At 59.0% G+C, this 12,912-nt stretch carries 12 protein-coding genes; 6 read left to right on the top strand and 6 right to left on the bottom strand.

Features of this window, described 5'->3' with window-relative positions; genetic code table 11:
* Positions 1-20 precede the first annotated feature (20 nt).
* Entirely contained in the window at positions 21-905 is an 885-nt protein-coding gene (locus QRN60_RS05685; RefSeq protein ID WP_099085486.1) for a DUF4344 domain-containing metallopeptidase, read from the bottom strand.
* A 163-nt stretch (positions 906-1,068) separates the two neighbouring features.
* On the opposite strand from QRN60_RS05685, the gene QRN60_RS05680 reads away from it, so the two are divergent.
* From QRN60_RS05680 to QRN60_RS05670, 3 genes are all read left to right on the top strand, one after another.
* On the top strand, positions 1,069-1,536 hold the full coding sequence (locus QRN60_RS05680) for a DUF1203 domain-containing protein (protein WP_020810796.1): 468 nt from the start codon (positions 1,069-1,071) through the stop codon (positions 1,534-1,536).
* A gap of 98 nt (positions 1,537-1,634) precedes the next feature.
* A complete protein-coding gene (locus QRN60_RS05675) occupies positions 1,635-1,970 on the top strand; it encodes a PilZ domain-containing protein (protein WP_004441225.1) in 336 nt (111 codons plus the stop codon).
* A gap of 215 nt (positions 1,971-2,185) precedes the next feature.
* Positions 2,186-4,174: a bifunctional 2',3'-cyclic-nucleotide 2'-phosphodiesterase/3'-nucleotidase gene (locus tag QRN60_RS05670; protein WP_129565038.1), complete on the top strand. Its 1,989-nt coding sequence runs from the start codon at positions 2,186-2,188 to the stop codon at positions 4,172-4,174.
* A 44-nt stretch (positions 4,175-4,218) separates the two neighbouring features.
* On the opposite strand, the gene QRN60_RS05665 is transcribed toward QRN60_RS05670, so the two are convergent.
* On the bottom strand, positions 4,219-5,187 hold the full coding sequence (locus QRN60_RS05665) for a LysR family transcriptional regulator (protein ID WP_020810793.1): 969 nt from the start codon (positions 5,185-5,187) through the stop codon (positions 4,219-4,221).
* Positions 5,188-5,336: 149 nt separating this feature from the next.
* Here QRN60_RS05665 and QRN60_RS05660 point away from each other — a divergent pair, with 149 nt between their 5' ends.
* Positions 5,337-5,954 carry an FMN-dependent NADH-azoreductase gene (locus tag QRN60_RS05660; RefSeq protein WP_026363437.1) on the top strand — a complete coding sequence of 206 codons (618 nt, stop codon included), beginning with the start codon at positions 5,337-5,339 and terminating at the stop codon, positions 5,952-5,954.
* A 33-nt stretch (positions 5,955-5,987) separates the two neighbouring features.
* On the opposite strand, the gene QRN60_RS05655 is transcribed toward QRN60_RS05660, so the two are convergent.
* The 3 genes from QRN60_RS05655 to ilvA form a co-directional block, all read right to left on the bottom strand.
* Entirely contained in the window at positions 5,988-7,253 is a 1,266-nt protein-coding gene (locus QRN60_RS05655; RefSeq protein ID WP_080866074.1) for a GGDEF domain-containing protein, read from the bottom strand.
* A 117-nt stretch (positions 7,254-7,370) separates the two neighbouring features.
* Positions 7,371-7,682: an HlyU family transcriptional regulator gene (locus tag QRN60_RS05650; RefSeq protein WP_003502261.1), complete on the bottom strand. Its 312-nt coding sequence runs from the start codon at positions 7,680-7,682 to the stop codon at positions 7,371-7,373.
* Positions 7,683-7,757: 75 nt separating this feature from the next.
* A complete protein-coding gene (ilvA, locus tag QRN60_RS05645) occupies positions 7,758-9,032 on the bottom strand; it encodes a threonine ammonia-lyase (protein ID WP_020810789.1) in 1,275 nt (424 codons plus the stop codon).
* An 80-nt stretch (positions 9,033-9,112) separates the two neighbouring features.
* Here ilvA and QRN60_RS05640 point away from each other — a divergent pair, with 80 nt between their 5' ends.
* Complete coding sequence (locus QRN60_RS05640) at positions 9,113-10,570, top strand: TrkH family potassium uptake protein (protein WP_003502258.1); 1,458 nt, start codon at positions 9,113-9,115, stop codon at positions 10,568-10,570.
* Between the two features lie 106 nt (positions 10,571-10,676).
* On the top strand, positions 10,677-10,931 hold the full coding sequence (locus QRN60_RS05635; protein ID WP_003502257.1) for a heavy-metal-associated domain-containing protein: 255 nt from the start codon (positions 10,677-10,679) through the stop codon (positions 10,929-10,931).
* 380 nt (positions 10,932-11,311) lie between these two features.
* On the opposite strand, the gene QRN60_RS05630 is transcribed toward QRN60_RS05635, so the two are convergent.
* On the bottom strand, positions 11,312-12,805 hold the full coding sequence (locus QRN60_RS05630) for an ABC transporter substrate-binding protein (RefSeq protein WP_080866072.1): 1,494 nt from the start codon (positions 12,803-12,805) through the stop codon (positions 11,312-11,314).
* Between the last annotated feature and the right edge of the window lie 107 nt (positions 12,806-12,912).

Here is a 12,912-nt window from a genome sequence, read left to right as displayed (position 1 = left end):
CCAGCGTCCGGCAATCCGCCTCAGATTTCCCGTTCAAGATTGACCGCCGTCGGAATATGGCCGCCGGCAGCCCCCTTGTCTTCCGTGACCGTGTTCAACAGATGATCGGCAATCAGCTCCGCCTGGAATTTACCGAGCTCGTAGCAATAGGTGATTTCGCGCTTTTCGGCTGACCAGTAGACATCGGGGCGGCCGCAGGACCTGGCCGTCAGCTTGACGTCTCCCTTCAGGCCATAGCCGCCAAAGCTGCGGCTGATGAGATCGAGAATCTTCGATTCCTTGACCATGATGGCATAGGGCTCAAGTTCCGGATCACGCGGCGGCACATAGCTGACGGCAAATCTGGATGGCGTCTGGCTGCGGTGGGTGCTCAGAAAATTCTCCCAGGCCGACGCAACGCCGGGGTAGGCGGCGGCGCATTTGTCGAACTCGGCATTGTTGAGCCCCATCATGGCGGCCAGATCGCCATAACCATCCTTGTCGCGACCGACCATCAGGCAGGCCATGTTGCGGTCGCGGCTCCTGTCGGGCACCAGCGCGGAAAAGACGGGAGCCTCGTGCTCCGGCAGGGTCTCCGCCTCACGGGCGAGATACCAGCTGTCGGTGGCGTTGACGAGCGCGGTGTCGAGCCATTCCTCATTGGCCTGAAGGATGAGCGTGCCGGCCAGCTGATCGGCCGGGGCCTGAACACTTGCCGTGTCCGCAGTCCCGAAATCCGAGATCAGCATGCGTGCGCCTTCGTGATAAAGCGAGAAGATCGCGTTGCCGATAACGAAATTGACCGCCTGCTGAAGCTGATCGTCGGACAGGCCGTCGAGACCGGAGGCGACCTGCGCCTCGGCCTGCATCGGAGCCGTCAACGATACGAAAGCCAGCGGAACGGCGGCCAGAAAACGACGGAACATAAAATCAGACCTTCCGGGAACGAGGAGCGTCACTGATTCCCGAAGCTAACGAGTCACGCAATGGGCTGGTTGCATCGCCTGTCAAGAATCGGGTGGATAGTGATCCATTTCGGGACGATAGCTGCAAAGAAGCAACGCCGATCCCAACCCAGAAGGCCCCGACATGACCGATCTCGTTTTTACCGCAATGCCGGCTAAGGAAGCCGAGGCCTTCCGGGCGGGAGCCGCCGACGCCTATGGCAATCCGCCGGAAAAAGCCGTTTCTCCAGGCGGCATGCCCTGCCGCCACTGCCTTCGCCAGATCGGCGAAGGCGACGGGATGCTGATCCTCGCCTACCGGCCTTTCCCCTCGCTACAGCCTTATGCGGAAACGGGACCGGTTTTTCTGCATGCCGAGGCCTGTGAGCGCTATCCGCAGACGCAGGATGTCCCGCCGATGCTGGACAGCCCGGATTACATCGTGCGGGGTTATGGAGCCGATGACCGCATCGTCTACGGCACCGGCGCGGTGACGGCGACGGGCGAGATCGTGTCGCGAGCACTGCGCCTTCTGGAGCGCTCTGATGTCGCTTATGTGCATGTGCGATCCGCCCGTAATAATTGCTATCAGTGCCGTATCGACACAGCATAATCGGCAATTACCTGCAATTTTAAGAGAAGAACTAAACGGCTCTCAAGCTTTTTGCGCCATGATGCATGGTATCGGAAACAATTGATTTGAGCAGCAACATGACAAATAACCTCAATATGGCGACCCGGACTGCGCCCCGCAGCAAAACCAGAATTTTTGCGACCGTGCATTATTTCAGCCAGTCGACCAGGGGACGCGTGGTCGATCTTTCGGCGACGGGGATGGCGCTCGAACTGGACGGGCCTTTCGCCGCCGCCAAGGGCAGCCGGGTCAAGGTGCAGAGTGAGGATCTGGGCTTCATCGAAGGCGTCGTGCAGTGGCAGCACATGAACCGCCTCGGCCTGCAGCTCAAGCTTTCCACCAACACGCTGGCGCAGCTCTCCTCCTATTTCCGCTTCTTCCATGAAGACGTGAAACCGACCCTCGCCCGCTGATCCGCTGGTCCAGCGAAGAGGAATGCGCAGGGCGGACGATGCGCATTCTCCGGTACGGCGACACCCGCGCCGCGCTGCCGCGACAAAAAATTTATCAAACGGTTGAAAACAGGCCCATCCGTCACGGGCCTGTCATTTTGGTGATGGACTCCTCTGCGATTGCTTCTACCCTGTCGTTTTTCATGACAGAGCAAGCTTCATTCGAAGGAGTTCCCATGTCGTCGCTTCTCGCTCTCCACCCCATCACCCGGCGTTCGCTTCTGGGCGGCATCGCGGCCTCCTCGGCGCTGGTGCTGCTGCACCCTTTTGCTGCGCGCGCAGCGACCAACCAGGCGCATCTGCGCATCATGGAAACGACTGACATCCATGTTCATGTCTTTCCCTATGATTATTACGCCGACAAGCCGAACGACACGATGGGGCTCGCCCGCACCGCCTCGATCATCGACACCATCCGCGCCGAAGCTGGTAACTCGATGCTGGTGGACAATGGCGACTTCCTGCAGGGCAATCCGCTCGGCGACTATATCGCCTATGAGCGCGGCATGAAGGCCGGCGACAAGCACCCCGTGATCAATGCCATGAATGTGCTGGGTTATGATTGCGGCACGCTCGGCAACCACGAATTCAATTACGGCCTCGACTATATGTCGAACACGCTGGCCGGCGCGGGTTTCCCTTACGTCTGCGCCAACCTCACCAAGGGCCAGCTTGCTTCCGATCCGAAAAACGACGAGCTGTTCTTCAAGCCCTATGTCATTCTGGAAAAGCAGATCCGCGATGGCGGCGGCGTGACGAGCCCGGTCAAGGTCGGCATCATCGGCTTCGTGCCGCCGCAGATCATGATGTGGGATTCCAAGAACCTCGAGGGCAAGGCCCAGACGCGTGACATCGTCGAGGCGGCGAAAGCCTGGGTTCCGGTCATGAAGGAAGAAGGCGCTGATATCGTCATCGCCCTTTCCCATTCCGGTATCGATGGCAAGGGCCAGACCGAGCGCATGGAAAACGCCTCGCTTTATCTCGCTGCCGTCGAAGGCATCGACGCCATCTTCACCGGCCACCAGCATCTCGTTTTCCCCGGTCCGAAGACCTGGGACGGCATTGAGGGTGCGGATGCGGTCAAGGGCACGCTGATGGGCAAGCCGGCGGTGATGGCCGGTTTCTGGGGCTCGCATATGGGCCTCATCGACCTGCTGCTTGAAAAGGACGGCAAAAGCTGGAAGATCGTCGACTTCACCTCCGAAGCCCGGCCGATCTATCACCGTGACGAAAACCGCAAGGTCGTCGCCGATTTCACGGACAAGGCGGAAGTCCTCGCCGCCGCCAAAGCCGATCATGAGGCGGCACTTGCCTATGTGCGCCGTCCGGTCGGTAAAACCTCCGCGCCGCTCTATTCCTATTTCGCACTGGTAGCGGACGATCCATCCGTGCAGATCGTTTCCAATGCCCAGACCTGGTACATCAAGGACATGCTGAAGGAAGGACAATACAAGGATCTGCCCGTGCTTTCGGCAGCAGCACCCTTCAAGTCGGGCGGCCGCGGCGGCGCGGATTATTACACCGATGTCCCCGCCGGTGACATCGCCATCAAGAACGTCGCCGATCTCTATCTCTACCCCAACACGGTGCAGGCGGTGCTGATCAACGGCGCGCAGGTGAAGAACTGGCTGGAAATGTCGGCCGGCATGTTCAACACCGTCGAAGCGGGCGCAAAGGATGCGCCGCTGCTGAACGCGGATTTTCCGTCCTATAATTTCGATGTCATCGACGGTGTGACCTATCAGATCGACATTTCCAAACCGGCGAAATTCGACAAGGACGGCAAGGCCGTCAATCCGGACAGCAACCGCATCGTCAACCTGCAATTTGAAGGCAAGCCGATCGATCCCGAGCAGAAATTCGTGGTCGCCACCAATAATTACCGGGCAAGCGGCGGCGGCAAATTCCCCGATATCGCCGGCGACAAGGTGATCTTCGTGGCGCCCGATACCAACCGCGACGTGATCGTGCGCTATATCATCGATCAGGGCACCATCAACCCGTCTGCGGATGCCAACTGGTCCTTCGCGCCTGTCGCCAATACCACGGCGATCTTCGAGACCGGCCCCAAGGGCCGCCACTATGCGGCAGATATCAAGGGCGCGAAAATCGAGGATGCCGGTGACGGCGCGGAAGGTTTCGCGAAGTTCCGTCTGGTTCTCTAAAAGCTTCGCCCTCCCGGCTGAAACCGGCCGGGAGGGCGAGACTGTCACTCAGCGGCGACAGCAATGGTCCTCTGCTTGCTGGCCGCAAGCATCCCGTTGAAATCCTTGTGGTTCGGGCAGGCAGACAGGCGCTGCTGAAATGCTTCGGCAAGCCACTGGCCTGCGGGGCCTGCCGGTGAATCCACCCGCCGCAGCGCAAAGAGCGGATATTCGCCCTGCTCATAGGCCTCAAGTTCAAGCGCTTTCAGGCTGCCATTGGTCAGATCATTGCGCACAATCGATGCGGGCAGACCGCCCCAGCCGAGGCCACCCTTGATGAGCTGGTATTTCGTGGCGATGTCGCTGACCCGCCATGTCTTGTAAGAGAGAACATTGAAATCGCGGCCCTTGGTCAGGCCGGATGCATCCGTCACGACAAGCTGAACCTCCTCGCGCACGTCGGCGAGAACCAGCGGCCGCTCGATCTGCGCCAGAGGGTGATCCGACGCGACGACCGGCAACATGAAGGAATGGCCGACCTTTTCGACAACGAGCTCATCATCCTGGCGCAGCATCGCCCCGCCAATGCCGATGCCTGCCTTGCGGGAGAGCACCATATCCATGACCATGCCCAGCTCGCCGACATTGAGGCTGAGGGTGACGGTCGGGAACTGCTGGCGAAAATCCCTCAGCACGGCCACCATGGCCTCCGCCGGCACCATGGTGCTGATGGCGACCGAGAGTTCCGCCTCAAGCCCCTGCTTCAACCCTTTGGCGCGGGCGCGCATCTCCTGCAGGCCGGCGACGATGCGCCTTGCATCCTCAAGCATGGCGCGGCCCTCATCCGTCAGTTTCGGCTGGCGCACGCCGCTGCGCTCAAACAGCGTGACTTCAAGCTGCGCCTCGAGATTGGCAATCGTGTAGCTGACCACCGACTGCGCGCGATTGAGCGCCCGTGACGCAGCGGAAAAGCTGCCGGTCTCGGCAACCGTCAAAAACACCTGCAATTGGTCAAGCGTCGGGTTCGCGTCCATGTTCCATCCATTTCATCGATAGATTGCTTCCATATTATCACAGTTTTCTTGATGGCAGTAATTTTTCATATAGAGCGCAAAGGAAGGGCATCGTGCTCTCCCGCCCTCCCAAGGCGCCCGTCAATTCATCGCTTATGCAAGGAAAGACCATGTCCAACATTCTGCTCATCACCTCCAGCCCGCGTGGCGACGAATCGGTTTCCAACAAGTTTTCGGGTGAGCTCGCAAACAAGCTGAAGGCCAAGTCGGCTTCCAACACCCTTGTCCACCGCGATCTCGCCGCTGACCCGATCCCGCACCTCGACACCGTCAAGACCGCAGCGATCCGCAAGCCGGCCGACCAGCGCACCGCCGAAGAAGCGGTTGCCGCCGATTATTCCGACAAGCTGGTTACAGAGCTTCTTGCAGCAGACACGGTCGTCATCGGCACCGGCCTCATCAACTTCAACATCTATTCCGGCCTGAAGTCGTGGATCGACAACGTCGCCCGCGCCGGCCAGACCTTCAAATATACCGAAACCGGCCCGGTCGGCCTTGCCACCGGCAAGAAGGTCTACATCGTGCTGGCCGCTGCCGGCGTTTACTCCGAAGGCCCGGCCGTTTCGATGAACCACGCCGTTCCTTATCTGAAGACCGTTCTCGGCTTCATGGGCATGACGGATGTGGAAGTCATCTATGTCGAAGGCCTGGCATTTGGCCCGGAAGCCGTCGAAAAGGCTGTGGCCGCCGCCGAAGCCAAGGTTGAAGAGCTGGCGCAGGCCGCCTGAGACAATTGAATGGAGGCTGATACCGGCAAGGTATCAGCCGACCCACATTCCGTAACGGCCGTGGACCTGATCCCGGCCGTTATTTTTTGCCGCATAGAGCCGCGAGTCGGCTTCGGAAAGAAGTTCGAGGAATACTCGCCCATCCTCCAGACCGGTCGCGACACCGATACTGACAGTCAGGGGCGTTCCGTCGGGCCGGCGCAGACCCGTCAGCACGGCGGCACGCAGACCTTCGGAAAAGGCAAGTGCGGCCTCGTGTGTCATCGCCGGAAGCAGGGCCACAAATTCCTCGCCGCCGAAACGGTAGAGATGGCCATGTGGTTGAACCGACCGCTTCATGACTGCTGCGAATTCCCGAAGAATTTCATCGCCCCGCAGATGGCCGAACGTATCGTTGACAGTCTTGAAATGGTCGATATCGACGATAAGCACGCTGATCGCCCGCCTCTTCTCGGCGCAGTCAAGCACGATGGAGGGCGCGTCGAGCTCCATGCGGGCGCGGTCCGAAACACCCGTCAGCATGTCGCGTCCGGAGCGAGATAACAGCTCTTCGTAGCGCTCACGGAAGGTCAGATCGTTGAAGACATCCGCAATGTTGCGGCGTATCAGGAAACGGCCCTTGGCCGATGTCAGCCACAGATAGATGGCGAAGAGCAGCGAATAGACCGCGACGGCCGCCATCTTCGCCTTCCAGCCATCATAAAACACATCGACCGGCGCGTTGAACAGAAGTCGCAGCGCACCGTAAAAACCCGCCTGATCGAGGCTGAGGATGACGACACCGCAGATGCCGAAACGCAGGACGATATGGCGCTGCAGATACCGCCCCAGTTTTTCATAAAACAGGATGATGGCGATGGCGTCGATGTAAAGCAGACTGGTGCCCCAGACCATCAGCACACCCATCTCGTCCAGAAAGCCGGTACTGACAGACTGCCCGGGCACGATCGCCACCGTCTGATGAAAGCGGATGATCTGGGCCATGATGACGGTCAATATGTTGCCGAGAAAAAGGCCATAGATCGGCTGGCGCACCACCGCAGCATCCTCGCGCATATAGAGCATGAGGATCATCATCAGCTTGCCGGCAAAAAGAATCGAGGAACCGGGCGACGCCACGCCGAAAGGCAGCTGCACGTAAAAGACGGCCGCCAGATAGGTTTCCAGAAAATGCATGACGCCCAGCGCGGTGAGAAAAACACCGATGCCGAGAATATGCCGGTAATGAAGGAAGGCCGTCATTACCGAAAAATAGACGATGGCCTCCGTCAAAAAGAGGGCCAGATTTGCCCACTGCATCGGCACATGCCTTATCGATTCACGTCGCGCGGGTTGATTGGTGCGACTCCATGCCCTTCAGAGACGATAGGCCGAAGCAAACAACGGAATCTTAATGTGCGGGGCAAGAAAACGTCATCATTTTCCTGGGAAAAGCGATGTGCCGTTCTGATCGATGATGAGCTTGGCTTTGCGGATCGTGAACTCCACCGCATCGTCCAGGCTGCTGAAGACATCGGCGCGCACGAATTCATGCACCAGCACTTCGTCGCCGGCCTTTTTCTCAATGCGGCCGGCCAGGCGGAACTGACCGCCTTCCTTGATCGGCGTCGCATAGATCAGATAGTCGCCATGCGCATGCGGCTCGGCCTGCGACACCTTCTGCGGCGCGTCCGAGGACGGCTGGCCGGAGCCGAAGGCCGAGAGGATTTTGGAAAAAAACGATGCCATGGCTTTCACTCCCTCAATCTATGTCACGTTTGAAGCGCGGAGGTGATCCGCCCTTCCCTGTCTTTAACTCCCCGATCAGATAATCAGGTTCGACAGGATGTCGTTTTCGGTGATGTCTTCATAACCGAGACCGGCGGCCTCGAAGCGCTCCAGCAGGCCGGCGAAATTTTCCGGCGCGTTGGTTTCGATGCCGATCAGGATCGAACCGAAATTGCGGGCCGATTTCTTCAGATATTCGAAACGGGCGATATCGTCGTCCGGACCGAGCAGGTTGAGGAAATCGCGCAGCGCGCCAGGGCGCTGCGGCAGGCGCAGGATGAAATATTTTTTCACGCCGGTGTAACGCATTGCGCGTTCCTTCACATCCGGCAGGCGCTCGAAATCGAAATTGCCGCCGGAGACCACGGCGATAACCGTCTTGCCTTCCAGCCTCTCACGACCGAGCTTCTCCAGCGCGGCGATGGAGAGCGCACCCGCAGGCTCCAGCACCACGCCTTCGAGGTTCAGCATCTCGATGATCGTCACGCAGATGGCGTTTTCCGGAATGAGCATGACCTGCTCGGCAGGGAAATCCTTCAGCGCCTTGAAGTTCAGGTCGCCGATGCGGGCGACGGCGGCGCCATCGACGAAATTGTCGACCTTGTTCAGTGTCACCGGTTCACCGCGCTCTAGGCTCTTCTTCAGGCTCGGCGCACCCTCGGGCTCGCAGAATACGAAGTTCTCCTTGCGGACGGTGCCGGCCAGAAAGCCGGTGAGGCCAGCCGAAAGACCGCCGCCACCAACAGGCATGACGACGATGTCAGGCTTCGTGCCTTCCGGAAGCTGGTCCATGATCTCGGCAGCAACCGTAGCCTGACCCTCGATGATGTCTTCATGATCGAAGGGCGGCACCATGTAGCCGTCATTATCCTGTACGTGCTGGCGGGCAGCGGCGTAACACTGGTCGAATATATCGCCCACGAGACGGATGCTGATGAATTCACCGCCGAAGATGCGGGTCTTCTCGATCTTCTGCTGCGGTGTCGTCACCGGCATGAAAACAACGCCGTGAACGCCGAAATGGCGGCAGGCGAAAGCAAAGCCCTGCGCATGATTGCCGGCCGAAGCGCAGACGAAAATCTTGTCCTTGCCGGCCTTGGCCACCGCCTTGCGCAGAAAGTTGAATGCGCCTCTAATCTTGTAGGAACGAACCGGGGACAGATCCTCACGCTTCAGCCAAATCGACGCGCCATACCGACGGCTGAGATGTTCATTCAACTGCAACGGCGTTTCCGGAAATATCTCCCGCACTTCCCGCCGCGCTGCTTCCACAAGCTGCTTGTCCACGATAGTCAATCCATTGAAATTCATAATGGCACCCGCTATGCCATAGGAAGGCGTCCGAGACAAAGACTCATTTCAGCGCGGCAACGAACTCCGGGTTTCATTTCTTGAACAGCAACCTTCTGCGCTCGGTCATATATGTGGCGTCCATCTTCGGGCTCTACCTTGCGACGGCCATGTTTCTGCCGGCACTGACCGATCTTTATTACGGCAATGATGACTGGATGGTGTTTGCGCTTTCGGGTTTCATGTGCGGCGGCTTTGCACTTGCATGCGCGCTCGCGACCCGCGGACCGATCACCTCCTTCAACAAACGTTTCGGCTTTCTGCTCGTCAACCTGCTCTGGCTGGTGTTTTCCATCATCGGCGCGGTTCCGCTCTATCTGTCGGAACTCGACCTGACGCCCGGTCAGGCGATCTTCGAATCCGTTTCGGCCATCACCACGACAGGATCGACGGCCATATCCGGCCTCGACAACGCGCCGCAGGGCATTCTTCTGTGGCGATCCCTGCTCTGCTGGCTCGGCGGTATCGGTATCGTCGCCCTCGGTCTCTTCATCCTGCCGCTGCTTCGCGTCGGCGGCATGACCTTCTTTCGCATGGAATCTTCCGATACCGGCAACGACCGGCCCTTCGCGCGTCTGGCGAGCTTCACACGGGCTTTCGTGGCGATCTACATCATCATGACAATCGCCTGCACGGTGGCCTTCGATTTTGCCGGCATGTCGCATTTCGATGCGCTGAACCACGCCATGTCGACCGTCGCGACCGGCGGCTTTTCCACCCATGACGCCTCATTCGCCTATTTTGACAATACCGCGCTGCTGTGGATCGCCACGATCTTCCTGATCTTCGGCAGCCTGCCCTTTTCGGTGATGATCCTGCTTGCCGTCCGCCGCCGGCTGGAGACGCTGCGCGACCCGCAGATCGCCGTCTTCCTCGGTTATCTCTGCGCGATCTCCATTGCGGTGGGCGTCTATCATCACCTTAGAAACGGTGTACCGCTGGACGACGCGCTCAGCCATTCCTTCTTCAACATGACCTCTATCCTGTCGACCGGAGGTTTTGCCAGCGACGACTATACGCTCTGGGGTCCGTTCGTCGTCGTCGTCGCCTTTTTCGCGACCTTCATGGGCGGCTGTTCCGGCTCGACTGCGGGCGGTATCAAGGCCTATCGTTTCCTCATCATCTTCAATGTGGCGCGCGCGGGCCTCAAGAAGCTGATCTATCCGAATGCCGTCTATTCGGTGCGCTACGGCCAGCAGGTGGTCGATCCGGAAACCATCCGCACCATCTTTCTGTTCATCAGCTGTTTCATCGCGCTGTGGATCGCCGGCAGCCTTGCCATGAGCCTGATGGGTTATGATTTCCTCACCGCCACATCGGGTGTTGCGACGGCGCTTGCCAATGTCGGACCCGGCATCGGCCCGATCATCGGGCCTGTCGGCAATTTCTCCACAATCAGCGACCCGGCGCTCTATCTCCTGTCGGTCCTGATGCTGCTCGGGCGTCTGGAAATCCTGACGGTTCTGGTGCTGCTGATGCCGATCTTCTGGCGCAGCTGATCCGGCGATACACATGTTGCGCATGCGCGAATAAAGCGCTTGACCTTCCCACGTTGGAATAGTCCAGGCTCCTCCCGTTAGAATTCCAAACCATGGAGAACCGCCTATGTGCACCGCCCATCAGCATCACCCCGAAACCACTGCCGCACCCGTCGATGCCGACCTTTCTTTCCACGTTGAAGACATGACCTGCGGTCACTGCGCCGGTGTGATCAAGGGCGCGATCGAAAAGACCGTTCCCGGCGCTGCCGTGCATGCCGATCCGGCAAGCCGCACGGTCGTGGTTGGCGGCGTCTCCGATGCAGCGCGTATTGCCGAAATCATCACCGCCGCTGGCTATACGCCGGAAGCACGCGCCTGATCCGAAGAGATACCGGCGGCGCTTCCATCCTGCCGCCGCCGGGTCGCCCCGCCTGCCCCGCTTCGCGCTGAACCTGCGTGACAGCCGTCGGACGAGATCAAGCTTCGTCCTTCCACACCTCCCGAACAGATATCTCTACCGAAGCCGGCGGCGAAGGCTTCACACCTCTCGCGTCATCCTCGGGACAAGCCCGAGGATGACGCCGGAGTGTTTGGCGTAGCTCGTCATTCCAAATCAATGTCACGCACATTGTCCAGAAATTTGGCCCGGACGGCAGTGGGCCTGATCCGGCATCCAGCCCCGGCGTGGCGGCACCATATCGGCAATATGGCCCGGCTCTTGCGAGCCGGGCCATACCTCGTCAGCAATGTCATGTCGGCTTATTTCACCGCCAGATCCTTGGTCATGATGAAGTAGTTGATCGGATGCGGCTTGAAGTTTTCGACCTTGTCCGAATAGGCATCGAAAGCGGTCTCGTGGATGAGGTAGACGGTGACGGCTTCGTCGTAAACCCTCTTCGCCGCCTCGGCATAGATGGCGTAACGCTTGGCCGGCTCAGCCGCCACATAGGCTGATTTGATCAGCTTGTCCGTCTCCTCACTGCAATAATGCGAGATGTTGTAGCCGCCTCCGCAGGTGTAGTCGGCGTTGAGGAAACCGATCGGTTCTGCAACATCAGTGGCATAACCGCGTGACAGAAGAACCATGTCGAAATTGCCGGCCAGGAGATCGGGCTCGATCGCAGTGTAATCGGCAACACGCACATCAACCTTGATGCCGATTTCCTGCAACTGGGCCTGGATAACGGCGGCAACATCCTTGAGTTCGGTTCTTTCAGTGTAGGCCAGAAGCGTCAGCTTCAGGCTGCCGGGAGCAATTCCCGCCTCTTTCAGCAGAGCCTTTGCCTTCTCTACGTCATAAGCGGGCGTGACGTCTTGCGGCGCCCACGGCTCTCCGGGTGCGAAGGGCATCGTTGCGGGCTTTACCACGCCTTCATAGATGCTGTCGGCAATACCGGCGGTGTCGATGGCAGCCCGGATCGCCTGCCGAACCTTGATATCCTTGAACGGCGGCTTCGAATTATTGAGCAGCATTTCCGTAATCCGGGGCACGGTAATCGGCGCAACCTTCACACCCTTCGTGGCTTCAATGGTCTTTACCGCCCAGGGTGGAATCACGCGCGAAATCTGCACTTCACCGCTTCTTATCTGGGTGGCGCGCGTATCGGCATCCGGAATAAAGTTTACGCGGCCGCCCGAGAGCTTCGGCATGCCGTTCCAATAGTCATGGTTCGCGGTCAGCTCCATATATTGGTTGGCATCGACCTTGGTGATCTTGAATGGCCCGGTGCAGGTTCCGATCGGATCGACCTTGCCATCCTTATAGGCGGATGGCGCGAGGATCGAAGTCGCCGGGCTTGCCATTTGCGCCGGCAGCAGCACCGATGGCTCGATGGTCGTGATCTTCACGATATCGTCGCCACCAGCATCGACGGCAGCGATCAGCTTGGGCGAAAAGGCCCGAGCCGGAACGGGCGCCTTGAGAAGATTGGTGAGTGCATTGACTGCGGCCGCAGCGTTAAGCGGCTCGCCGTTCTGGAACTTCACGCCCTTGCGCAGCTTGAATTCCCAGACCTTCGGCGAGGTCTGTGTCCAGGATTCGGCCAGCCCCGGCTCCAGTGCGGTGTCATAGCCGACGCGGACCAGGCTTTCGAAACACCCCGCGCGCGAACCGAGATAGGCATCGTCGGAGGCCATCTGCCAGCCGGTCTTGACGCCGGTATAATCGTCATAGGTGATCGTTCCGGCTGTCGCCGCCTGCGTCCCAAACGAGACCACAACGGCGCACGTCGCCAAAAGTGCGTGCTTCATCATAGAAGATTCCCCTTTTATTTTTGATGACAACGCTCACAATTCGTACATTTTCTCGAAATTTCACTCAATAATTACGAAGACAACAAGAATACTCTATGGATATCTAT

Origin of the sequence: Agrobacterium sp. CFBP2214 (assembly GCF_030209895.1) — a bacterium.
Lineage (GTDB): Bacteria > Pseudomonadota > Alphaproteobacteria > Rhizobiales > Rhizobiaceae > Agrobacterium > Agrobacterium radiobacter.
Note: the sequence above shows the minus strand (reverse complement) of the source record. Positions and strands in the feature narration are given on the sequence as shown.